Annotated in this window: 18 protein-coding genes; 9 read left to right on the top strand and 9 right to left on the bottom strand. The window is 44.5% G+C overall.

The features are described 5' to 3' along the window. The 7 genes from BUB37_RS21670 to BUB37_RS17185 all read left to right on the top strand — a co-directional run. The coding region (locus BUB37_RS21670; protein ID WP_244526879.1) for a phage baseplate assembly protein V at positions 1–876 on the top strand (876 nt) is incomplete at its 5' end. Between the two features lie 62 nt (positions 877–938). Continuing rightward, complete coding sequence (locus BUB37_RS17210) at positions 939–1,178, top strand: hypothetical protein (RefSeq protein WP_072995064.1); 240 nt, start codon at positions 939–941, stop codon at positions 1,176–1,178. Between the two features lie 8 nt (positions 1,179–1,186). Further along, positions 1,187–3,694 carry a DUF4280 domain-containing protein gene (locus BUB37_RS17205; protein WP_072995063.1) on the top strand — a complete coding sequence of 836 codons (2,508 nt, stop codon included), beginning with the start codon at positions 1,187–1,189 and terminating at the stop codon, positions 3,692–3,694. Continuing rightward, positions 3,681–4,826, top strand: a complete 1,146-nt coding sequence (locus BUB37_RS17200) for a hypothetical protein (RefSeq protein ID WP_212635315.1) — start codon at positions 3,681–3,683, stop codon at positions 4,824–4,826. The genes BUB37_RS17205 and BUB37_RS17200 overlap by 14 nt, the downstream gene beginning before the upstream one ends. Beyond that, positions 4,805–5,983 carry a hypothetical protein gene (locus BUB37_RS17195; RefSeq protein ID WP_072995061.1) on the top strand — a complete coding sequence of 393 codons (1,179 nt, stop codon included), beginning with the start codon at positions 4,805–4,807 and terminating at the stop codon, positions 5,981–5,983. Before BUB37_RS17200 ends, BUB37_RS17195 begins: the two co-directional genes overlap by 22 nt. An 88-nt stretch (positions 5,984–6,071) precedes the next feature. Next, positions 6,072–6,551: a hypothetical protein gene (locus tag BUB37_RS17190; protein WP_072995060.1), complete on the top strand. Its 480-nt coding sequence runs from the start codon at positions 6,072–6,074 to the stop codon at positions 6,549–6,551. A 291-nt stretch (positions 6,552–6,842) separates the two neighbouring features. Next, entirely contained in the window at positions 6,843–7,661 is an 819-nt protein-coding gene (locus BUB37_RS17185) for a hypothetical protein (RefSeq protein WP_139278129.1), read from the top strand. A 50-nt stretch (positions 7,662–7,711) separates the two neighbouring features. On the opposite strand, the gene BUB37_RS17180 is transcribed toward BUB37_RS17185, so the two are convergent. From BUB37_RS17180 to BUB37_RS21965, 4 genes are all read right to left on the bottom strand, one after another. Next, positions 7,712–8,701, bottom strand: coding sequence for a DUF4138 domain-containing protein (locus BUB37_RS17180; protein ID WP_170863182.1), 990 nt, complete (start codon positions 8,699–8,701; stop codon positions 7,712–7,714). A 1,006-nt stretch (positions 8,702–9,707) separates the two neighbouring features. Then, the gene (locus tag BUB37_RS17175; protein ID WP_072995057.1) at positions 9,708–10,478 is read right to left on the bottom strand and encodes a LytR/AlgR family response regulator transcription factor; all 771 of its coding nucleotides are present in this window, start codon (positions 10,476–10,478) and stop codon (positions 9,708–9,710) included. After that, positions 10,459–11,622, bottom strand: coding sequence for a sensor histidine kinase (locus tag BUB37_RS17170; RefSeq protein ID WP_072995056.1), 1,164 nt, complete (start codon positions 11,620–11,622; stop codon positions 10,459–10,461). Before BUB37_RS17170 ends, BUB37_RS17175 begins: the two co-directional genes overlap by 20 nt. A gap of 53 nt (positions 11,623–11,675) precedes the next feature. After that, complete coding sequence (locus BUB37_RS21965) at positions 11,676–11,798, bottom strand: hypothetical protein (RefSeq protein WP_262987431.1); 123 nt, start codon at positions 11,796–11,798, stop codon at positions 11,676–11,678. 19 nt (positions 11,799–11,817) lie between these two features. Here BUB37_RS21965 and BUB37_RS17165 point away from each other — a divergent pair, with 19 nt between their 5' ends. Both BUB37_RS17165 and BUB37_RS17160 read left to right on the top strand, forming a co-directional pair. Beyond that, positions 11,818–14,244: a TonB-dependent receptor gene (locus BUB37_RS17165; protein ID WP_072995055.1), complete on the top strand. Its 2,427-nt coding sequence runs from the start codon at positions 11,818–11,820 to the stop codon at positions 14,242–14,244. Positions 14,245–14,562: 318 nt separating this feature from the next. Further along, the gene (locus tag BUB37_RS17160; protein WP_072995054.1) at positions 14,563–15,057 is read left to right on the top strand and encodes a GNAT family N-acetyltransferase; all 495 of its coding nucleotides are present in this window, start codon (positions 14,563–14,565) and stop codon (positions 15,055–15,057) included. A gap of 129 nt (positions 15,058–15,186) precedes the next feature. Here the strand turns inward: BUB37_RS17160 and BUB37_RS17155 are convergent, their stop codons facing one another. The 5 genes from BUB37_RS17155 to BUB37_RS17135 all read right to left on the bottom strand — a co-directional run bounded on the left by BUB37_RS17155 (position 15,187) and on the right by BUB37_RS17135 (position 23,421). Further along, positions 15,187–16,290 (bottom strand): glycoside hydrolase family protein, encoded by a 1,104-nt coding sequence (locus BUB37_RS17155; RefSeq protein ID WP_072995053.1) that lies wholly within the window; start codon positions 16,288–16,290, stop codon positions 15,187–15,189. Positions 16,291–16,606: 316 nt separating this feature from the next. Continuing rightward, a complete protein-coding gene (locus BUB37_RS17150) occupies positions 16,607–18,994 on the bottom strand; it encodes a sodium-translocating pyrophosphatase (RefSeq protein WP_072995052.1) in 2,388 nt (795 codons plus the stop codon). Positions 18,995–19,103: 109 nt separating this feature from the next. Beyond that, positions 19,104–19,631, bottom strand: coding sequence for an inorganic diphosphatase (locus tag BUB37_RS17145; protein WP_072995051.1), 528 nt, complete (start codon positions 19,629–19,631; stop codon positions 19,104–19,106). A gap of 205 nt (positions 19,632–19,836) precedes the next feature. Then, a complete protein-coding gene (locus BUB37_RS17140; RefSeq protein WP_072995050.1) occupies positions 19,837–22,338 on the bottom strand; it encodes a DUF5686 family protein in 2,502 nt (833 codons plus the stop codon). 105 nt (positions 22,339–22,443) lie between these two features. Continuing rightward, on the bottom strand, positions 22,444–23,421 hold the full coding sequence (locus BUB37_RS17135) for a pyruvate dehydrogenase complex E1 component subunit beta (protein ID WP_072995049.1): 978 nt from the start codon (positions 23,419–23,421) through the stop codon (positions 22,444–22,446). Between the last annotated feature and the right edge of the window lie 88 nt (positions 23,422–23,509).

Here is a 23,509-nt window from a genome sequence, read left to right as displayed (position 1 = left end):
ATCTTGGAAGGGCTCAACTTCTCCGACCAGACGAAAAAGGACCCCTACGGTTCCTATGACATCACCAAGGTCGTGCACCGCTTCGACCATAGCGGGCACTACCGCAACGAGTTCGAGGGCGTACCCGAGGGCACCGAGCACCTGCCCTACTCCAACAGCTTTGCAGCGCCCCGATCGGGCGCACAACGAGGTTGGGTACTCGACAATGCCGATCCGGAAGGACTCGGACGTATCAAGGTACAGTTCCCCTGGCAAAGGGCCATGGGCACCAGTACCCCCTGGATCAAGATGGCCACCCCCTACTCCGGTAGCGGAAAGGGCTTTTACTTCATCCCCGAAAAGGAGGAAGAGGTCTTGGTCGGCTTCGAGGCCGACAACCCCGAAAAACCCTTTGTACTCAGTGCCGGCTTTAACAGCAGTGCCCATAGCGGCTTTGCCGATGCCGACAACAACATCAAGGCCATCAAGACAAGAAGTGGCCACATCATAGAATTGAACGATACCGATGGCGGGGAAATGATTACCATCCAAGATAAAAACGGCAACAGTATCCATATTAATACCACGGAAGGGAAAATGACCCTAAGCGCCCAAGGCGACATGGAGTTCAATGCCAAAAACGTACGTTTCAACGTACAGGAAAATATGGATGTGGAAATCGGGGGCAATAAAAAGGTATCGGTCAAGAAAAATTACGAGACAGATACCAAAAATAGAATCGAACGGGTCTTTGACAATAAAGAAATCAGTATTGGCAAAAAGTTAGAGCAGATTTCCGGGGAATCTTTTGTACAGACCAATCAAGGGGAAATGCTGATCGACAGCAAAGGAAAACTTACCCTGCAAAGTAAGGAAGCCGTGGATTATGGGGATTGACCACCATAGTCTTATTCAATGTGATAGAAAGAATCAATCAAATTTATTAACCTAACGTTCAAATGGCCAAAAAAGAAATTGGAGTAATTGGCTCAATACTGTTCAACATCACAGGTGTCCTAATTGGTGCGTTCATTGGCATTATACTTGGGTATTTAATAGGAAACCATCTTGCCGAAGGATCTGGGATGTTCGTACTCTTAGCTATGGCCGCATGCATAATTCCTGGAGCTTTGGGTGGTCTCGCTTTTACAATACTATTGACGAGTATTTACTTTATAAAAACTTCAAAAAAAAAATAAATTGAATTATGGCAAGACGGGATTACGTAGTGGAGGGGGCACAACTGGAATGCACATTGGGAACTGCCCCAGGGGAACTGGTCGTGACCTCACAACAAAAGGTAAGAGTCAAGAAAAAATTGAAAGCCACCAATAAAGATAAGATGCTGAAGCCTCCTTTTTTTGGATCTTGTACTTGCTCTTCACCCAACCCGCCTTGTTCCCCTGTATTTAAAGAGTGGCGACTGACGAGCAAGAAATCGACCATGGGCGATAAGACCTTTTTAATGGCCGATTCGAAAATACAATGTGAAAAAGGTGGAACGATAACCATCAAGGATGTAGGACAAGATTTAGTAGGAACGGGTAAAAAGGAACCTGAACTTGATGATAAATACCCTGAGTTAAAAGGGGAAATTATTTTTGCCAACGGGTATTTAAGTTCTTCTATGGGAGGCACTCTCAATGCACTTTTGGATTTCAACCCGGATGAACCCGATCCTGGACTAAGAAGGGGCCATAATATGAATGAAGACGATAAATTGGATCCCGATGACATGCTGACCCCTCTTGAACTGGAAAATATTAATGCCAAAATAAAAAAAGATCAGGCAGATGCAAAGGAAAGAAGGGAAGCTTTGAAAAAGGAGCTGATAAGAAACATTCCCAATTTAGCTCCTTTTCCCTTACGTACATCTCCGGTGGTCCCCCCGTTAAGTCCCATACCCTTAACGGTGCCGATTATCCAAGAAATGAAAATTAATCTTCCGACCGTTTTAAAATCTGTCCCAGAGTTTACATCGGAAGAAATAAAAGATACATTTTGGGGCTATTGGAACCAAATTGGTAATTTTCACAGGGGTTCACAAACCTATGCCAAATATTTTAACGCAGAGAACCGCGAACACTTTTTAAACGGATCCCATGGCCTGGGATCCAATGCCGCCCATCGCATGGACCATGGTATTGCCCAAGGGTATCATTGGGCCATGTACCAATGGGGAATCATCCCGAAGGATGAAGTCGACGAGACCAAGGAAAAAGTACCCTATATCGAGAGCTACTCACCTGCCTATAAACCCATAACCATAGTCATGCACAGTCAGGGCAATGCCCCCGGTGTGGGTTTTGCCTTGGGTGCAATGAAATATGCCAACGAACTGGGGTGGGAACAAATACCCCTCAATCTGATATTTCTGGGCGTACACCAACCTAAAAACCTATGGGACCATGAATATGATAAATTCATCAAGGCCAGGACACAACATTTTCATGCGGACAGTGATTTTTGGGATACCATATCCATCCTAGATAAGGGATTATTTTTATTTGGCGGAAAATTGGGTAAAGTAAATACTGTTGTTAAGCAAATCAGAGCTAATAAAGAAGATTATAATATTTTAAAGTACCTGAACGGCATCTCGGAACTATTTAGCCAGGAACACCATAAATTAAGAAATAAAAGAGGTATCTACGAACATGTAAAGGCTATCACCGACTTCAATGCCATTAAAGAACGTGCGGTACAGTTCACATTTACCAACGATCATGCAGATATCGTTTGTAGGGATGGGGATATTCCAGAGATAGATAGTGCCTGTGACCCTAAAATAGACAGCACCTTATTTAGCGTTGAATTTTTTAGTAATCAAGTTCCCGCTCATTATGCTAAAGACCAAGGCAAGGAAATCGTGGAGTTGAAGGAAGGAGGCTTTTTAGTGATACCCCCGTATGCTGCTGTTCCTCGCCTAAATGCAAAAGAAGACAAAAAAGCCAAAGATGGAGTCAAAATAGAGACGTGGAATGACTATAGGAGTATAGCCATTGACTGGGGCAATGCCATGGCCAAATACAAACGCTTAAAAAAAGAATATGAAAGACTTACGGGACGCAAAATGACCTTAACAGAATTTTTAATTTCCCCCTTGTACAAAAAGGGAAAGGAGGTCGTTAAAAGTCAACAATTAAAAAAAGCATATAGAATGGTAGTCTATCATTATGCCCGTATTCAAATTGCCGACCTCTATGCCCACTTTAGCCCGGTTGAATTTATTCATAATGAAAAAATTCTTGAAAGCAAGTATTTTGAAGATTCCCTTGGCAATACCAGCATTTGGGAACGCATCAAAAAAGCCGGGGAAAGCAAATTTTATAGGGTGGAGTATTCCAAAACTCCAAAAGAAATCAAAGATTTGAACGATGAAGAAAAGGAAGCATGGAAAGAACAAGAACGAATTGAAGCAAAAAATTATGTAGACGGGGATGGAATGAATGTTTTGATTGATACAACGATTGCCAATACCGATTATATCCAAAATGTCATCAACGCCTATGTACATAATGATGGTGAAGCAAAAAAACAGCTATACGATGAACCAAAACGTTCGGACAAGGAAATTGCGGCCTTTGAGAAATTAATGAAACAAATAGGTGATAGTGTTCCTGAACACTTAAGAAAGGCTACTGAAATGAAAATGCCCACTAACCAAGAAATCGAAAAAATACAAAAGTATATTCAAAGCTTTGACAACGAATAATATGTTTCAAAAAATAACAATACTAATAATATTGATTTTTAGCCTTTCGGGTTGTCATATGAAATCACAAATTGTAGAATTCAAAAATTTTCAAGAGTTGAACAATAATCCTGGTAGCGAAAACTATGAGATAATTGAAATTGTAGGAAAAAAAGCTGAAGTGTCGGACTTCTTTGGTAGAACAGAATCTATAAAGATTGCAATCGATACAACCACAGCAACTGTACTGATTAGAGCATATGAAATTAAAGGAAATTCATCTGATATATCTGGAACTTATATAGCGGATTTATTGGGCTCAACCATAAAAAAGAGACGTGTTTCAGGTAGAGTGTTAAAAGATGGAACAGCATGGGAGACTAATGCCTATAACAATTGGATTATCAATGGGGATACGGCCAAGCATAAATATATTGATCCTTTTTCCAAAAAAATAATTGATACCCCTCATACATTTCAAGTCAGCGAAAAAGATCCTGAAAAGTGGTTAGCAAAATTTAAAGAGCTATATCAAAAAGCCCAATATATATATATTTTTATGAGGTTTTACTATTTTAAATTAGATAACAAATGGTATTTCATGGAAGCCAATTTGGAGGGTCTCCCAGATAATTTTAAACAACAATACCCTCCCAAAGAAGATTCAGACGTTCGTATGGTAGAATTGGAGAACCTGGCCCCTGTATGGTACCACAAAGGATTTAAAGATCGTGATACCAGCCTCATCAAAATGGTAGACTATGAATCTACATACTTCGAAAAAGTAGATCAAGGCCTCAATCAATACGGCTTTTCGGCCGGCTGGTGGTATTTGGAAATACCGATGCCCTTAGGTGACACCATTCGCATCAAACGATATAGCAATTATGAAGACCCCGAGCTAAAACTGTACAAAGTGCCCAAAGAATACGGTGGCCGTGAAGATGTTCTGTTCATCGTCCAAAAACCCGAAGAACTATTCCCCGAACAGGTAGGGGGCATGTACGCCATCCGCCCCCGAGACCCGAACCAGCCCCAACGCCGCTACAAGAAAATAGTCTATAAGACCGATTCCGAAGGTAATGAAACCATCGACCGTTCAAGATCCATAGAGACCGAGGAGTACAAACAATGGAAAAAGGACAAAAAATAGCCAAGGCAATTTACTTCATAAAGCAGAATGCAAAGCTTATTCTTCGTGTATCCGTAATATTAGGTTTAAACGGTTGCTCCTTGGGAGAGAGGCAATCTATAAATCTCTCTGAGTTCAAAGAACTACACCTTCATAAGGGAAGTGAAAATTACGAAGTCAAAGAAATAATTCCCCTAAGAAATAAGGCAAGTTATTTTGAGTTGGATACCATTCAAGAAAAAGTATTTGTCAATTCCTTTTTTGAACCAAAATCCACAGACAAGGATAAGATTGAGTACCATATTTTACGACTAGACTTAATCGGCAACACAATAGATTCCACTGAGGCCCATTCAAAACTAAAAGACGGTACGCTTTGGAACAGTAACTATTATATAAATTGGTTGATAGATTCAGATACCTCCAAGCATAAATACCTAGATCCTTTTTCCAATAAAGAGATAGAAAACCCCTATGAATTTAAGGCCAAAGAAACCGACCCCGAAAAATGGTTGAAAAAATTCAATGAACTATATAATAAAGCTTCGTACGTATATGAATCTTCTTGGAATTATTATTTTAAAATTGATAAGAAATGGTACTTCATCAAATACAATCTGGACATTGTTGATGATGGCTTTGTAAAGAACCACCCCCCCAAAGAAGGCCAGGACGTCCGTATGGTAGAATTGGAGAACCTGGCCCCTGTATGGTACCATAAGGGTTTTAAAGATCGTGATACCAGCCTAATCAAAATGATCGACTATGAGTCCACCTATTACGAAGAAAAAGGAGGTCTGGACAGTTATAAATATTCCGCCGGCTGGTGGTACCTCGAGGTCTACATGCCCTTGGGCGATACCATTCGCATCAAACGATATAGCAATTATGAAGACCCCGAGCTAAAACTGTACAAAGTACCCACAGAATACGGAGGCCGTGAAGACGTTTTGTTCATTGTACAAAAACCAAAGGACGCCCATTTAGAGCAAGTGGCCGGTATGTACGCCATTCGTCCCCGGGACCCGAACCAGCCCCAACGCCGGTATAAAAAATCGTCTATAAGACCGACCCCGAAGGCAACGAGATCATCGACAGTTCAAAATCAGAAGAGACCGAGGAGTATAAACAATGGACCAAGCAAACGCGTTGACATCGAAGCAATACGGCGACAATAAAAGTATTACCAAATAACGATGGTTTTAATAATATTCTGCCCTACAGACCGCAGACCTCTATGCCCACTTTAGTCCCGTAGGTTTACTGTTGAACGAAAAAATATTAAAAAACAAAGATTTCGAAGATGGCTTGGGCAATACGACGATCTGGGACCGGATCAAAAAGGCAGGGGAAAACAAGTTTTATAGGGTGGAATATCGTAATAAAGAAAAGGATGAAAGCAAATTATCTGTTGAACAAAAAAAGAAAAGAAGAGAAGAATCAAAAAAATATGTTGAAGGAGAAGGAAAAAAACTATTAATAAACACAACTTTCGCAAATACCGATTATGTCAATAATGTTATTAAAGCCTATGTTTATGGAGATCCCAATGCCGAAAAACAGCTGTATGAAGAACCTGTTCTCACTGACAAGGAGCAAGCCGATATCGACCGTCTTATAAAGCAATTGGGACAGAATGACAATTCATGGAAAGAAATTTTAAATAAAGAAATGCAGGATAAGCCCCAAGTCAAACAAGACAATACAGCAGTAAAAATTCTGAAACGCCCTTTAAAACCATATTAAATGAAGAGCATACTACTACTTGCTATTATCCTAATCTTTACAGGCTGCAACATGAAACAAAAAGAAAAAATAATTGCCCATAGCGAATATCAGGAGCTTCATAAACATAAAGGTTCAGAAAACTACAAGGTAGCAAATCCCTTAGATAAAAAGTTTGAGATTAAAGAGGCGGTATTGGCTGATATAGAGAATAAGAATGTTATATTTTATGGTTATAAAGAACAAAAACAGGAGAAAAAAAATCTTCATGTTTTTAAAAAAACTACGTTTTTAGGTGATGGAAATAGTGAAATGGAAAATTCCAATTTATTATTGAAGGATGGTACAATAAGTGCCTCGGATTATTATAGCAATTGGGTAATTAATGGAGACACCACCGAACATAAATATCTAGATCCCTTTTCCAATAAAGAGATAGAAGACCCCTATGACTTCAAAGCCAATGAACAAGACCCCGAAAAATGGTTGGAAAAATTCAAGGAACTATATAGCCATGCCCAATACGTTTATGTATATCTAGGTATGTACTACTTAAAAGTAAATCATAAATGGTACTGGATGGAAGCTAATTTAGAGGGCTTGCCAGATAATTTAAAGCAACAATACCCTCCCAAAGAAGACCAGGACGTCCGTATGGTAGAATTGGAAAACCTGGCCCCTGTATGGTACCACAAAGGATTTAAAGATCGTGATACCAGCCTGATCAAAATGGTAGACTATGAATCTACATACTTCGAAAAAGTAGATCAAGGCCTCAATCAATACGGCTTTTCGGCCGGTTGGTGGTACCTCGAGGTCTACATGCCCTTGGGCGATACCCTTCGCATCAAAAGGTACAGCTATTTCGAAGACCCCGAGCTAAAACTTTACAAAGTGCCCAAAGAATACGGTGGCCGTGAAGATGTCCTGTTCATCGTCCAAAAGCCCGAAGAACTATTCCCCGAACAGGTAGGGGGCATGTACGCCATTCGTCCCCGGGACCCGAACCAGCCCCAACGCCGGTATAAGAAAATCGTCTATAAGACCGATCCCGAAGGCAACGAGATCATCGACCCTTCAAGATCCATAGAGACCGAGGAGTATAAACAATGGACAAGACAAAAGGAGTGATGCACTTATCAAGCCAAATAATGGCCAGTGCAATCAACAAACCACAAAATTTATCTACTATGTTTGATTTGTTGTGAAGTCAAACTTAGCATTACAGAGCGTTCCCTGCCCCCATCCTCTTCAAGCAACACATAAATGTTTTGGCCTTCACCCAGAACAAATTCCTTGCAGACAAACACAAGATGATTGCTGTTATGGGCGGCAATGGATTCCTGGAGGTTGTAAATAAACAAATCCTTAACTTGTATTTCGCGACTACCCTCCAAGGATTTGATAAAAAACCGCAACGACTTCACCTTATAATCGCTCCAAGAATTGTTTTTTACTTCTAAAACGAAGTGTAAATCGTTATGGTCCTTAATAATATTGTTTAGCTGCAGCCCGATTAAATTTACCGTATTCGAAATTTTTTTAAACTTGGATTTTTGTAAATAACTATTTTCACAAAAAATCCGGTAATAGCCCTCCCTATCCGAATCGTAAAGACTACTCCCCGCATTCTCCGGGGTTTCCTCGGTAGCCATCGCACTAGGTCCTAATTCAGCCCCAACCTCTTTATCCGTATCGTTATTTTCTTTTGAACCTGATGTTTCGGAGGTTGTCACTTCAATCTGCACAATAGGTTCTTGGTCAACCGGTTTTTCATCTTGAATGGTTACATCGCCATTTGTACCACTTAGTTCAACGACTGAGGACCCGTTTAATTTTCCGATGGCCTGATCTTCTGCCAACACATAGGTGAAATTATCGACCTCGGTTTCATATTGAAGCAAAAACGAGAAAATATAACCATTTTTGGTAATAACGGTGAGGTTACTGGCCGCTCCCTTCCTGGCCACAAGAGTGGCCATTTTTCCATTCCGATCGTACTCTAACTTATAGTTGGGGGCCGGTTCTATGACCTTTTTGATCTCTGAAGGAAAAAACAGCGTAACCGTAATACTTTCATTTACCGATACAGGTATGGGCAAATTACCTGCCTTCATTGCCATTGTAGTAAATGCAATGAAAAGAATGAAAAACACGCATTTCAATTTCATAACAAGTAGGTTTTTAAGGCAATTTGGGACAATATACCTTGCCATATAACTATGGCTCCCTAAAAGTATAAGCTATTCTTGGTTCTACATAATTTTTTCGTTATCCCGATTAAAATAATTGTTCTGGCGTTGGCATTGCTTGTAATTCTGTCCTCGGTTGAGCCCATCGTGCCCTTAAATATCAAATTCATTGGTCTATTCAGAGGCCAAGGGCATCCAACAAATTAGAAATCATACCATAACAAGAACACCCATCTCCATTATACCTTTCCTATCATTAGCAATACCGTTCAGGATTATATGTCCCTCAATCAAAGGTCCTACCCTTGCAGGCCACTGATTCCCCTCAAAAAGGGCCGTATAAGTATGGGATACCTCCTTTTACATACTCCCTCCCCCAAAGCATGCTACCCCGCATTGAACCAAAGAACCCAAACGGTTATGCAGCCTAGGCCATGGCCTCCATGAAAATATTGCTGTGATTCGGCCGGGAAATTCGTTATTTTTATGGTGCAAGACCTCGAAGCAAAGACCGGTATCGACACATGGCCATCAAAGCGAGGTACTTAACGACACCCAAGGTCCATTACCGTGGGTTCCCAACCCGTAAGGCCCTCGATGTGCACCACGTAAAACAATAGTAAAGATGGCTAAGGAATTTCTTTTTTGGAAGGGATATTGCAAAGAAAGCAGGTATACAGCGCTTGATAAAATAAATCGGATTGTAAACAATTCGGGGGATGTAGTCGATGTTAAACAGTTTTCCGATGTCTCAATGTCATTACGGATCGAACTTGAAGAGTAAAAAATAGAAAAACTCCATTCAGACCTAGTAAATTATATTGAACTGGATGGGTTCGATCCCTTGGAATCGTCTTCTAACCGCGAACGGACCATTTTTCTAAACGTTTCTTTTGCATTGGGAAAAGGAAATATCGAAGTCGCCGTTCCCTATGTCTAGCGATCATGGACAGGCATGGCACGAGCCCGTAAGTGCGCCAAGCCCTTACATATCCAACCATTCCTTAAAAGCGTTCGCCTTTCCGCTACTGATTACCTGGTCTCCGTCCGGGGCCGGTTCCAAAAGCAAATACAGGCGACCTTTAAAATAGGGCGTTACCTCCTTTACGGCCTCGATGTTTACCACCAATTGACGGTTGGCCCTAAAAAACATCTGGGGGTCCAATTGCGCTTCCAATTGGTCTAGGGTATAGTTGACCACAAAGCGGTTTCCCTTAAAATTGACCAACAGCACCACGCCTTCTTCCGCAATAAAGTAGGCCACCTCGCTCGTGGAAATACTCTTTATCACCTGCCCGGTTTTTACCATAAACCTGGTCTTGACTTCGCGATACCCCCGTTCCAACACGGAGTTTTCAATCAAATTCCGCAAGTTTTTCATTTCGGAGGAAAGCGCTTCCTTATGCAGGCTTTCATACTTTTCAATGGCTTTTTGAAGCTCCTCCTCCTTGATGGGCTTTAACAAATAATCGACACTGTTGACCTTAAAGGCCTCTATGGCGTATTGGTTATAGGCCGTCGTAAATATAACAGGGCAGTCGATTTTTACCTCCCGCCACATCTCAAAGCTCCGGCCATCGGAAAGATGGATGTCGCAAAAGATCAAGTTCGGCGCATCGTGGGTATCAAACCATTCTATGCCTTCCTCGACCGACTCGATTCTTTCCAACACCTCATAATCGGGCCGGAGCTTTAGAACGAGTTCTTCGAGGGCATCTCCCGCCAAGGGCTCATCTTCAACTATTACTATTTTCATAATTCTCGACTTTTAACAACGGAAGCCTGACTATAAATTCCTCCTCCGTCCTTACCCATTCCACTTCTTCTTGCGAAAGGAAGCTGTAACGCGTTTTTAGGTTTTTCAGCCCTGTTTTTGTCGAAGTGGTCTCTTCGAACCTAGGGCTAAGCCTGTTGCGTACCACCAACTTTCCATCCTCGGTATGGATACGTACCCGTAACGGTTTTTTAGACGTGGACCCGTTGTGCTTTATGGCGTTTTCGATAAGTGTCTGCAAGGCCCCGGGAGGCAAAAAGTAGGATAAGCTATCCTCGGGTATGTCCAAACTTATTTGCAATGCCTTTCCAAAACGGGTTTCAAGCAGAAAAATATAGGCTTTGCTTACTTCCAGTTCCTTTTCCAGGGAAATCAAGGGCTCATCGCCATAGGTAAGAAAAGAACGGTACAGATCCGACAGCCTTTGGGTAAACTCGGTCGCCTTTTCTTGGTCTTTGTGGATCAACGACCTCAGAACGTTTAGACTGTTAAACAAAAAATGGGGCTGCACTTGGTTTTTGAGTCCCTCTAACTGCGCTTGGTAGTTTTCCTTCTGTAGCCTTGCCGAGCGTAGCATTTCGGCCTGCAATTGGTTTTTATGCCGCTCGCGCTCCACAAAATAATAGAAAAACAGGGAGATAAAGGTGCCCGATATAAATGCCGTTCTCACACGTACCGGCAAAAGCCCTTCCTCACCAAAGATAAGGACCAAGGGAAGGTAATTGGTTACCATATAAATGACCAAGGTGGAGGAAATTACGATCAGCATTTCAATAAAGAGCTTCAGAAAAGGGTTGATTTCCTTGAAAAATCGATGCTTCATCCATACCGAGATTAAACTGTGGGTCCCGAACAACGAGAGTAGAAAGACAAATGCGAAGAAAAGCTCTTGCAACTCATATATGGAGAAAAAGAGCTTCACCTTCCCGACATTCATATAGACTACCGCTTCAAAAACGACAAGGGTGGTGAGGGCCGCTATTCCGATTTTTTCAAGGACCATTGAAAAACGCGAACGCGACGATTCCCCTTGGGTTAGGCTATTATTTTCTTCCTTTGGTTTAATAAAAGATACCTTGTGTTTAAGATAAAAGTATAAAATATTCCTGTTCTTTCCCGATCGCATACTTCTTTGGTTTCAATGCTTATACTACCGCCAATTTCCTAAAATTCGCTTACCTATCCTTCCGTTTCATTCCCTTCATATCCCGATTCATTTACCCCATATCCCGATTCATCGGAAACCCCTTCTACAGGCCCTTCGATCACGGCATATTTGCCATTGAAAACGATAAAGCACAACAACTTAAAATTTGCCGTTATGAAATTTTTTCAGATAATTTTCGCAACAATGGCCTTATTTCTAAGCCAATTTTTGTTGGCCCAAGGCCCCAGCCTCAACGGAACGTTGTACGACCAGAACGAGGAGCCCGTTTCCTTTGCCACGGTCGCCTTGATGAAACTGCCCGACTCGACCATGGTTACCGGAACAATGAGCGATATAGACGGACAGTTTAGTTTGAAGCCCAACCTTACCGGAAAGTATTACCTGCGGTTGAGCGCCATAGGATACACCAATACCCTCACCCCGGAATTTGAGATTACCGGTCCCGGATTCAACAAGGATTTTGGACGTATCACCCTGAACGAAGAAACCACCATGCTCGATGAAGTAGTCGTAAAGACCTGGAGGCCCCAGGTGCGTGCCGAAAACGGAAAAGTGGTAATGCGGGTCGCAGGAAGCTCCCTTGCCGCAGGAAACACCGCTTACCAGATGCTGACCAAGGCACCCGGGGTATCTGTCTCCCAAAATGGCGATTTTCAGATCAACGGTAAAGACGGGGTCGCCGTAATGATAGATGACCGCCTTACTTATTTTTCTTCCGAAGAGCTTAAAACCCTACTTGAAAACATGCCTGCAGAAAATATCGAAAACATTGAGGTTATTACCAACCCCTCGGCCAAATACGACGCCGAGGGAAGTGCCGGCATACTCAACATCACCCTTAAAAAGAACACCCTTAGCGGTATAAACGGAAGTGTTTATAGCGGAATAAAAATGGGCCGACAAACCCTCTTCAACAGCGGTGCCAACATAAACTACAAAAAGGGAAAATGGAACTCCTTTTTAAACATAGACGCCTCACAACGCGGCTTGGTACGGGATGCCTTCTCTTACCGCACCTTTCCGGAGGTGAGTGCCTATAGCTATTATAGTCAGGATGGGAGACAGACCAGCAAACGTTTTGTTCCATCGCTCAAGCTCGGAACCGACTACGACCTCAACGAAAAGCACAGCTTGGGGATCATGGGGAATTTTATGTACCAGGATCGCAAGCAAGACTGGAACCTTATAAGCCTTGGAATTATGAACAACGATACCTCCGTCGATATCGATGCCAAAAACCATATGAACGAAAGTTTTGGAAATGCACGGATCAACCTTCATTATACCGGAAAACTCGATACGCTGGGAACCCGTATATCGGCAGATGTCGATTACGTTAGGTTGCAAAAGGAAAGCGAATCAAAATTCAGGAATCACTATTTGTATTCCGAGGATGGTTCAGACCCCTTTGAAGCCCTATCCAACGAAAACAACTCAGACTACGATATCTATGCCGCAAGAATCGACTTCAGCCTACCCTTGTCCCCTACCTCAACACTTGAAACCGGTGTAAAGGCCAGTAAGGTAATTTCAAACAGTGAGCTGCAGGCCTATTTCGGCATAGGGGAAGGCCGTACCTTAGATCCAGACGGAAGCAATGACTTCCGATATGAAGAAGAAATCTTTGCCGGATATGTAAACTATAGCAACCGCATTAACGATACCTGGAACATTCAAGGAGGATTGCGCGTAGAAAAAACCAATGGCCAGGGGCAATCCTTTATCCTCGACCAAACCCATACTAACGATTACCTAAATCTGTTCCCCAATGTTTCGGTTGAACAGCAAGTAAACGATAATTATAAACTGAATTATTCCTTTAGCAGACGTATTACCCGTCCGAATTACCAGTTACTGAATCCATTTCTGTTTTACTTGGATCCCAATACGTCTATCGTAGGTAACCCCGATTTACAGCCTCAAATATCCAACGTCATTAAATTGGGGCAGACCTTTTTTAGAAAGTACAACCTTATACTGAGCTACGATTATACTAAAAACTATATGGCCGAAGAACCAACTACCGATCCCATAACCGGTAAATCAACATACACCACCAATAACCTGGATTATTACAAAGGTTACAACGCTACGGCAATTGCACCGATCCAATTGGCTTCCTTCTGGCAAACCAATAATAACCTGAGCCTAACCTATCAAAACTTTAAAATGGAAATGGACAACGAAATAATCAATAACAACAACCTCCATTTTATGGCCCAAACCAACCACCAGGTCAACCTTCCAGCGGATTTTAAACTGGAGGTGAGCGCTACGGTCAACGGACCAACGATTAACGGAATTTACAATATTGACGGCCAATGGTGGGTAGATGCAGGTATTAAACGCTCTTTTATGGACAATAAACTGAACGTTTCCCTAAGGGCCTCCGATATTTTTAGGAGCATGGACATGAAGGTCGATGCCACTTACGGCGGAAACTACTTTAACCTGAAACAATATTTCTGGCAACAGGCCGTAAGCCTTAACCTGCGCTATAGCTTTGACAAAGGCAATAAAGCCGAACGGGAAGTTCGAAAAAACAGCTTGGAGGAAATAAACCGGGTGGGCGGCAACTAATTTTGCTCTTTTTTTATAATTGCCAACACCGTTCGAGGCTTATTTTAAGTGTATGGAATAGGCCTGCCCAAGGCGCATCACCACAAACAATGGGATGCGCCTTTTTATGGTAAAACCCTAGCAAAGGTCAGAAAGACCCCATAAGCAAACTCTATCCCCTTTATCGATTCTCGATAGGGTACCACGGGAAAATAAACCTCGTTTTTTTATAAAAGAATTCTCCCCAGAAACATGAACATTAATGATAATTTCATGAATTTTGCACGGCCTTAAAAAGTGTAAGGCCATACTTCGTTGTAGTCGCATAAAAAAATAAAATTGGAAATTAGAAAAGCAACAGCACTCGACCTTGACGAGGTTTGGGAGATATTCTCCAAGGTCATTAAAACGGGAGACACATACGTCTTTCATCCCAACACTCCGAAAGAAGACCTGAAAAAGCATTGGTTTGCCGAATATATGGAAACCTATGTAATCGAAGATAACGGATCCATACTTGGAACCTACATTATAAAACCCAATCAAATAGACTTGGGCAACCATATTGCCAACTGCAGTTATATGGTAAAACCCGATGCGCAAGGCAGAGGAATCGGGAAAAAACTATGTGAGCACTCGCTTGAAACGGCACGAAAAAATGGATTCGAGGGAATTCAGTTCAATATTGTGGTAAGCACCAACAAGGGAGCCATAGCCTTATGGAAGAAATACGGATTTAAAATCATCGGGACTATGCCCAAAGGGTTTAGACATTCCCAATTGGGTTTGGTAGACACCTATATTATGTACAAAGACCTAAAGGAAACGGATTAAAACCCAAGGCCACATCCCATTCTCTTACAAAACCGTGACGGGACCATTTTATGCCCCGGCCAAAAGCAAAAGCCCTTTGCCCACCTACCGCCATTCGGCAAGGGCAGGGCGGGGGTTGTTTACCGGTCCTTATTCTTTTGAATATTCTTTATGTATGGCTTCCTCAAATGCCGCCCAATGGGCGTCGGTCATCCTACCTGGGGTAAAGAGACAAATACCGGCCGCACCGTTCTCCATGGATTCGCGAATGGCATCGCCCAATTCTTCGGGCAATAGGCCATGGCCCTCGGGATCCTTTTCGTTGGCCTTGTTCCACGGTCTGGGGCAGATAAACAAACCACTGTAAACCGGTGTGTTTCCCGCAGCCTTTACTTCCTCCTTTACCAAACTACCGATCCACAAGGTGTTGGCCATATAAAAATCGTTGTAGTTCATAGGGAAATAGGCGTCCAAATCCCACTCGTTCCATTCTTGGCGGACCAACTTTTTTGATATCGAAGGCCCGGGAAAAACGGCGGCGTTTATTTTTTTCCCTTTCTTATGCACCGCTTCCTTCAGTTCGTTTACCAAATCCGTGATGACATCGTACCGGTATTCCTTCCATTCCTGTACCGTCGTCGGGTCTTCAACTGCTGTAATGTCGATACCGCTTTTCTTCTTAAAGTCCGAGGTACAGGTATCGCAATAGCAAAAATCGTACTCCGGAAATTCGCGGTCTTGGATCAGGCCGTACTTTTCCCAAAGTCCGCGCGCCAATATCACATCGGGGTAGCGAATGTAATCGAGGTGAATGCCATCAACCTCCTCTACCTCGGCCACACTTGTATAGAGGTTTTTTAAATACTTACGGACTCCCTTTTTATTGGGACAAAGAAACTTGTAGTATGGGGCATAGGGCTGGATCTCATAGGCCGACTCCCCCTTTCCGCTCACACCGTACCACTCGGGTTTTAACTTGGGGTCGCCCTGGATCATGGTCGGAATCCACGTATGGAACTCCATTCCCGCTTCCTTGACCAACTTGCCCACACGCTTATAGGTCTCGGGGTCATGTCCGCCACTGTACAACAGGCCATCGATTCCTTTTTCCCTTAAATCCGTAAACTGTTTTTGAAGTTCTTGATCGCTTGCCTTGCCGGGACCGCCTAGCCAGGCATAGACCGGAATTTTAACATCCTGTGCACTGGCACATATAGAAAACAACAACAATAGGGGAAGGAATATATTTTTCATACAATCGATTTAAGGATGTCAAATTTAGCAAATCGAAATCTCTTTACCCCCGACTTTAAACTGCAATTTCGGGAGCAGAACAAGAATTGCATAACCGGCATTCCCAGTCGCGATATTTATGAAAATTAAAACCGCAAAGGCGTATTTTCCCGATTCCATTAAAGCTTAGTGCGGAGGCCCCTCGCGGGCCCCTCCTTTTAACATATGCCTACGAAACCGCCCCAAGACGGTAAGCGACATGGCAAAGGCGAGGGGTATGGGCCATAAAAAAGGGCTGCCCTTTGGCAGCCCTTTTCCGTGTTCAAGTTGGTAATGTTCACTTGCGAACATCAATACGTTCTATGTTGATCTCGACATCCGACCCTTTTGATTTATTGGTTTCATCCTCAAAGTCTTGCAACTGCTTTCTAACTTCGTCTTCCGTACCTTTAAACGTTTTGCGATCCGTAACTTTTTCCCCGTTGACCAAGGTCGAATAAGCGACGGTAGCTTCGGCCAAATCGCCCTTATCGGTAAGCATTTCCACTTTAATTTCCGTTTTGTGATCGGCATCGGCCGTCGCGGTTACGTTCATGGCGATACTGGGGGCGATTACCAAGGCCACCACCGACATGAGTTTTAGAAGGATGTTCAACGAAGGTCCGGAAGTATCTTTAAAGGGATCCCCCACGGTATCGCCGACAACGGCGGCCTTATGGGCATCGGTACCTTTTCTTCCCTGCTCTTCGATCATTTTCTTGGCATTGTCCCATGCCCCACCGGCATTGGACTGAAAAATGGCCATGAGCACGCCACAAGTGGTTACACCTGCCAAAAGCCCCCCGAGCATTTCGGCCCCACCAAGAAAACCGACCGCTACGGGTACGGCAATGGCCAAAAGGCCTGGCAGTACCATTTCACGAATGGACGCCTGGGTAGAGATTGCCACGCATTTTTCGTATTCGGCCACTCCATCCGCCTCGTCAAAAATAGCGCGCTGTTCGGGCGTTGCCTTTGACATATCGGAATCTACCTGGCGCATAACCTCCAAGGCCGCCTTCAACTTGGGTATGTCCCTGAACTGTCGGCGCACCTCTTCGATCATAGCCATGGCCGCACGGCCAACGGCGTTCATCGAAAGGGCCGAGAATACGAAAGGAAGCATCCCCCCTACCAAAAGGCCGGCCATTACGGTAGGCTTGGCCACATCGATTCCCGTTACGTTCGCGGTCTGCATAAAGGCGGCGAACAAGGCCAAGGCCGTCAATGCCGCAGAGGCAATGGCAAAGCCCTTTCCGATGGCCGCCGTGGTATTTCCAACGGCATCAAGCTTATCGGTACGTTCACGTACCTCACTGGGCAGTTCCGACATTTCGGCAATACCCCCGGCATTATCCGAAATCGGTCCGTAGGCATCAACGGCCAACTGGATTCCCGTATTGGCCAGCATACCTACGGCCGCAATGGCGATACCGTACAAACCTGCGAACATGTGCGAAACGATAATTGCCGCGGCAATGATAAGAATCGGGAACATGGTCGACATCATGCCCACGCCCAAACCTGCAATGATATTCGTAGCGGCACCGGTTTCGGACTGCCTTACGATGGAAGTTACGGGTTTGGTACCCGTTCCGGTATAATATTCGGTGACCTTACCTACGGCAAGCCCTGCCACCAGTCCGGCCAAAACGGCCCAGAATACCCCCATTGCAGAGTAGGCCTCGCCACCGAACGACCAAGTCTCCGGCAACATGGCGGTGATAATAAAATAGGATGCCACAAGCATCAGGGCGGCGGAACCGAACTCACCAATGTTCAATGCCGTTTGCGGATTGCCCCCTTCCTTTACCTTTACGAAGAAGGTTCCGATGATCGACATAATAATTCCTATGGCGGCCAAGACCAAGGGAAGGTAAACCGCCCCCAGGCCATCGAACGCACTGCCAAAGGCGTCAACCTGCACAAAGGCCGCACCCAATACCATGGTACCAATGATGGATCCCACATACGATTCAAAGAGATCGGCCCCCATACCGGCCACATCGCCCACGTTGTCACCGACATTATCGGCTATGGTTGCCGGGTTCAAGGGGTGGTCTTCGGGAATACCCGCTTCTACCTTACCCACCAAATCGGCACCTACGTCGGCCGCCTTGGTATAGATACCACCGCCTACACGGGCAAAAAGCGCTATGGAGGAGGCACCTAGCGAAAAACCGGAAAGTACGTTGAGAACCTCACCGAGGCTCCATCCCTGTCCGCTATATATCATAAACAACCCGCTTAGTCCCAATACACCGAGGCCCACTACACCTAGCCCCATAACGGACCCGCCGGCAAATGCCACTTCAAGGGCACTGCCCAGGGAAGTCCGTGCAGCATTCGTTGTTCGTACATTGGCCTTGGTGGCCACCTTCATCCCTATAAAGCCCGCCAAGGCCGAACAGATGGCACCTACTATAAAAGAAACTGCGACCATGCCATTGGAACCGACTTCGTTGCTTCCCTTAAAAAACAACAAAATAGCGACCGCGGCCACGAAGATGGATAGGATCTTGTACTCGGCCTTTAAGAAAGACATGGCTCCATCGGCGATGTTCTTGGCTATACGCGCCATTTTTTCATTGCCAACTTCCTGCTTGCCTACCCAAGCATTTTTCCAGGCCACGTAGAGCAAGGCCAGGACACCGAATACCGGTAAAAACTTTACGATATATTCCATTCTTTACTGAATTAAGTTTTTTTAACGGCACCTAATGTAGTAAAATAGAATTAAATAAAAAAAGCCCTATTATATCAATAATAAGGCTATTTTTTAAGGGTATCGTTGATTATATCGTAAAAGTGCGTTTCTTCTTTAAATCACTTTGCTCGTAGCGCTGGACACATTCGTGATAAATCTTTATTGCCTCTTCGGCATTGCCCCATCCGCCGGTATCGACTTTCTTCTTCTCCAAATCCTTGTATACCTGAAAAAAGTGTTCGATTTCCTTTAACCGATGTGGATTCAGGTCGCTGATATCGTTGTTGTTGCTCCAGATCGGGTCGGATACGGGAACGCAGATAATTTTTTCATCCGGCCCTTTTTCGTCGGTCATATGAAATACGCCAATGGGCTTTACTTCCATTACTACCATGGGATAAGTAGGCTCGGTACCCATAACGAGCACATCCAAGGGATCCTTATCGAGCGCCAAGGTTTCCGGTACGAAACCATAGTCGCCGGGATACATCATGGAAGAAAAAAGCATTCGGTCGAAACGGATCTTATTCAGTACAAAATCGTATTCGTATTTATTTCTACTCCCTTTCGGGATCTCTATTAAAACATCAAAGGTAATATTCGTTTTCTTTCCCATTTTTGTGGTTTTATGTAACGGCACGAAGGTACAAAAAATGGAAGGTAGGACGGGTGCCGCATCCAAAAAAACAGGGCTTTACGGAACACAAATCCAAGCTTAACAAAATTAATTGCCATTGATCGAAAAAACCTTAGCGATTAAGCTCGATTACCACTAAAAACCCAGCAAAAAGTAGGGTTATGCGAAGATATCATCGGATGCTTTAAAAATCGAAGCCAAAAGTACCTGTAACACTGAAGGGCCTGGCATCGGGCGCGTCGAGATAATTGCCCCTGAAATTGAAATCGATGCGAAGGATCTTTAATATGTTGCCTATACCGAAGGAGTATTCGTAGTAGATCTTATCGGAAGGCGCCTGCAACGGCGTATCAATAGTGGCCGGGGCGTTGAGCGCGATATTCTCGTCGGACAATTGGCCCCATACCCCCCGAAGGCCGACCACTTCCCTTAAATTGAGCTTTCTCAACAGGGGTATCCTAGAAAACAGCCTCCCGTTAAAGTTGTGCTGCAAATGCAGGGCCACATAGGTATCGGTCACGAACTCGTAAAAATCGAGGTTGGGAAAGGTTCCGTAATTCGAAAAGAAGGTCTGGTTGCCCGGTATTACGTTCAACAGTCCGAGGGGCACCTCGCCAAAGGTCTTGCCCATCTCCAAGGTGCTGAACAGCCTACCGAAGCCGCCAATTTGCCAAGGTTGGCTATAGGAGAACTGCAACTTGCTATAACTGAAATCGCTATCGAGCACCCCTTCGTTCCCCTTGGTATAGTTCAGCAAGAGGGTACTGTAGTTGTCGTTGATGGTCCGCCTTTCCACGCCATAACCAATGGTACGCTTGCCCGGTGTGTAGATCAGCAAGGCGTTAAAATCGAACTGCCTGATCGTCGAAGCGATGCCCGAAGGTTGCTCCGGGTCGATATAGTCGAGGCTAAAGTCTTCGGGCAGTGCCGACCGCAAGGTTCTAAAAGTGCCCCCAATACCCACCCGTAAATTGGTAACGGGCTCCATCTCAAAGCTCAGCTTGCTGAGGTTGATATTCGTCAACCTATTGTTGGCCCCTACGGTAACCAATGAGGAAGAGGCGATACTGCGCCCCAACACATCGTTGGTGGCGGTCAGGCTAACGCCAAGCTGTTCGACATCCCTTCGATTGCCCCCGGAGACGATCAAACGGGTCTTTCGGTCAAGCAAAAACTTGGCCGAGGTACCGTACTTCGCCTTCTGGTCCGTAAACCCATAGGCCATGTAACCTTCCAAGCGCCACAGGTCGTTTTCGCCAAAATAGGTCCGGGCACCCAGGCGTACCCGGGGCCCTTCGGCCTCATTATACCCGAACACGTCGTAGACCGAACCGATATCCATGTTCCATTTGTCGATTTCCACATAGCCCGACCCCAAAATACTGACCAGGTTGTAGTACGACTTGAACTTGGGAACGGTCTTCAGGGTATCCAACAACTGGTAAATTCCCTTTTCGTCCTTGTTCAGGTCTTCTAGGCGGTTGTTCTTCCAAAAGACGCTATCGCGGTTTTGCACCACGGGATCGTAGAGGTTGCTTTCCGTCCTGTAAAAAGGTTTGGGCTTTTCCTGATCAAAGACATAATTGTCGTAGACCGTGGTCCGTTTTCCGTACACCCCGCGTGACTTCTCCTTCTTACTGAAACTGAAATCGCTCATCATATAATCGCGCTTCAGGAGGAAGACACTGTCGTTGACCACCTCGAAATCTTGCTCGATATAAATTTCCTTAACCCAGTTGATATTGGCACTTTTGGTCACCTCCAGGTTGATGTTCTTAATGGCATAGGTGGTATCGTTCACCCAAAAATCGCCCTTAAAGGTCAGTTCGTTCTTTCGTCGTGGATAGTACACAATGTTATAGCACCACTTGTTGTCGATAAAGGCGCTGTCGCGCAAGGCATAGTTATAGGTATCTATGCCCGTTCGGGAAAGCGGACTGGTAAAGCTTTTGTCAAAAAACTTGAGGTAATTGTCATATATGTCGTAGTCTTGATAGAGGTCGGCGATAAAACCGATAATGGCCTGATTGTTATCGAAGCCCGAATTTTTGTTTCCTAGTACATCTTCCTTCTCTTCGCCCAATAGATTATCGCCATAGACCCTCGAAAAGGTTTCGTTCAAAAAAATGGGCAAATAGGTTTTGCCCGTAATCCTCGAGGTATCCAAATCTTGAAAGACGAACTCCAGCCCCTTGAAAATTTTCTTTTTCATCAGTGCACTGTCGATCGTATTCAGGTCAAATTCTACCTTTTCGTACTTGTCATAGGCATACTGCTTAAACTTTCGCAGTCCGTTTTGTCGCTTTTTTGCCCAAATCTTCTTTAAGATTTCAACGGCCGGATTGTTTTTTTTCGACTGTTTTCCCGCAAAGATGACCACTTCCTTCAACTGCTCGGACGACTCCTTCAGCTGCAGTTTCATGTCGTAGGTGACTTTGGAGGTCAATGGAACAATCAGGTCTTCGTACCCGATAAAGGTCACCATCAAGGTATCGTAGGTCGTGTCGGACTCCAAGTAGAACTGTCCATTATCGTCTGTAATGGTACCTTCGTACGAATCTTTGAAAATAATGTTCGCATACGCAACGGGTTTGCCAAACTCGTCTACAACCATGCCACTGACCTTACTTTGCGCAGCGGCGACGTAAGCGAACAAAACAAAAAACGAAAAGAGGAATTTATTCATTAACTATCGATTCTCCTTACAGCCAGCAAATAGTGTACCATTAAAAAAAAACTTCGCCGACCTTAGGGACGACGAAGCAAAAGTACCTTTACCGATCGGTATTCCTTATTTATATAACACTTTCTTAACAGCGTTTATTACATCCTTGTAATCGGGCAACCACTCGGCCAACAGAACCGGTGAGTAAGGCGCCGGGGTATCGGCGGTATTTATTTTCTGAATCGGTGCATCCAAATAATCGAAGGCATGGGCCTGTACGTGGAAGGTTATTTCGGTAGCCACATTGCCAAAGGGCCAGGCTTCTTCGAGTACGACCAACCTATTGGTTTTCTTCACCGATTTCAGTATGGCTTCGTAATCCATAGGCTTCACGGTGCGCAAATCGATAATCTCGCAACTAATGCCTTCCTTTTCCAACTCATCGGCAGCCTTATCCGCCTCTTTGATTATTTTTCCAAAGGAGACGATCGTTACATCGCTTCCCTCCCTACGGATATCGGCTACCCCCAAGGGAATGGTATACTCGCCTTCGGGCACTTCGCCCTTATCGCCGTACATCTGCTCAGATTCCATAAAGATGACCGGGTCGTCGTCGCGAATGGCCGACTTCAACAATCCCTTGGCATCGGCCGGATTGGAGGGCACCACTACCTTAAGGCCCGGACAGTTGGCGTACCAACTTTCAAAGGCCTGCGAGTGGGTGGCCGCCAATTGCCCCGCAGATCCCGTGGGACCGCGAAAAACGATGGGGCAGGGAAACTGGCCTCCCGACATTTGACGGATCTTCGCCGCATTGTTGATGATCTGGTCAATCCCGACCAGGGCGAAGTTAAATGTCATAAATTCAATTATAGGGCGGTTACCGGTCATGGTCGAACCCACACCTATACCGGCAAAGCCAAGTTCGGCAATAGGCGTATCGATAACACGTTTGGGGCCAAACTCGTCCAACATCCCCTTGGAGGCCTTGTATGCACCGTTATATTCGGCCACTTCCTCCCCCATTAGATAAACGGCCTCGTCTCTTCTCATTTCTTCCGACATGGCCTCGGCAATGGCTTCCCTAAATTGTAACGTCTTCATATGCTATGTGATGTGTCTATTTAATAATTAGCTAAAATGGCAAGCAAAAATAGGAAAATATATATCAATTCATTGAGCCTTGCCATCA

It is taken from the genome of Pseudozobellia thermophila (genome assembly GCF_900141855.1).
GTDB lineage: Bacteria > Bacteroidota > Bacteroidia > Flavobacteriales > Flavobacteriaceae > Pseudozobellia > Pseudozobellia thermophila.
The sequence above is the reverse complement of the archived record's forward strand: the minus strand, read 5'-3'. Positions and strand labels throughout refer to the sequence as shown.

Coding starts and splice junctions, on each gene's coding strand:
- BUB37_RS17210 (WP_072995064.1), top strand. CDS start 939: ATGGCCAAAAAAGAAATTGGAGTAATTGGCTCAATACTGTTCAACATC.
- BUB37_RS17205 (WP_072995063.1), top strand. CDS start 1,187: ATGGCAAGACGGGATTACGTAGTGGAGGGGGCACAACTGGAATGCACA.
- BUB37_RS17195 (WP_072995061.1), top strand. CDS start 4,805: ATGGAAAAAGGACAAAAAATAGCCAAGGCAATTTACTTCATAAAGCAG.
- BUB37_RS17185 (WP_139278129.1), top strand. CDS start 6,843: ATGGAAAATTCCAATTTATTATTGAAGGATGGTACAATAAGTGCCTCG.
- BUB37_RS17180 (WP_170863182.1), bottom strand. CDS start 8,701: ATGAAATTGAAATGCGTGTTTTTCATTCTTTTCATTGCATTTACTACA.
- BUB37_RS17175 (WP_072995057.1), bottom strand. CDS start 10,478: ATGAAAATAGTAATAGTTGAAGATGAGCCCTTGGCGGGAGATGCCCTC.
- BUB37_RS17170 (WP_072995056.1), bottom strand. CDS start 11,622: ATGCGATCGGGAAAGAACAGGAATATTTTATACTTTTATCTTAAACAC.
- BUB37_RS17165 (WP_072995055.1), top strand. CDS start 11,818: ATGAAATTTTTTCAGATAATTTTCGCAACAATGGCCTTATTTCTAAGC.
- BUB37_RS17155 (WP_072995053.1), bottom strand. CDS start 16,290: ATGAAAAATATATTCCTTCCCCTATTGTTGTTGTTTTCTATATGTGCC.
- BUB37_RS17150 (WP_072995052.1), bottom strand. CDS start 18,994: ATGGAATATATCGTAAAGTTTTTACCGGTATTCGGTGTCCTGGCCTTG.
- BUB37_RS17145 (WP_072995051.1), bottom strand. CDS start 19,631: ATGGGAAAGAAAACGAATATTACCTTTGATGTTTTAATAGAGATCCCG.
- BUB37_RS17140 (WP_072995050.1), bottom strand. CDS start 22,338: ATGAATAAATTCCTCTTTTCGTTTTTTGTTTTGTTCGCTTACGTCGCC.
- BUB37_RS17135 (WP_072995049.1), bottom strand. CDS start 23,421: ATGAAGACGTTACAATTTAGGGAAGCCATTGCCGAGGCCATGTCGGAA.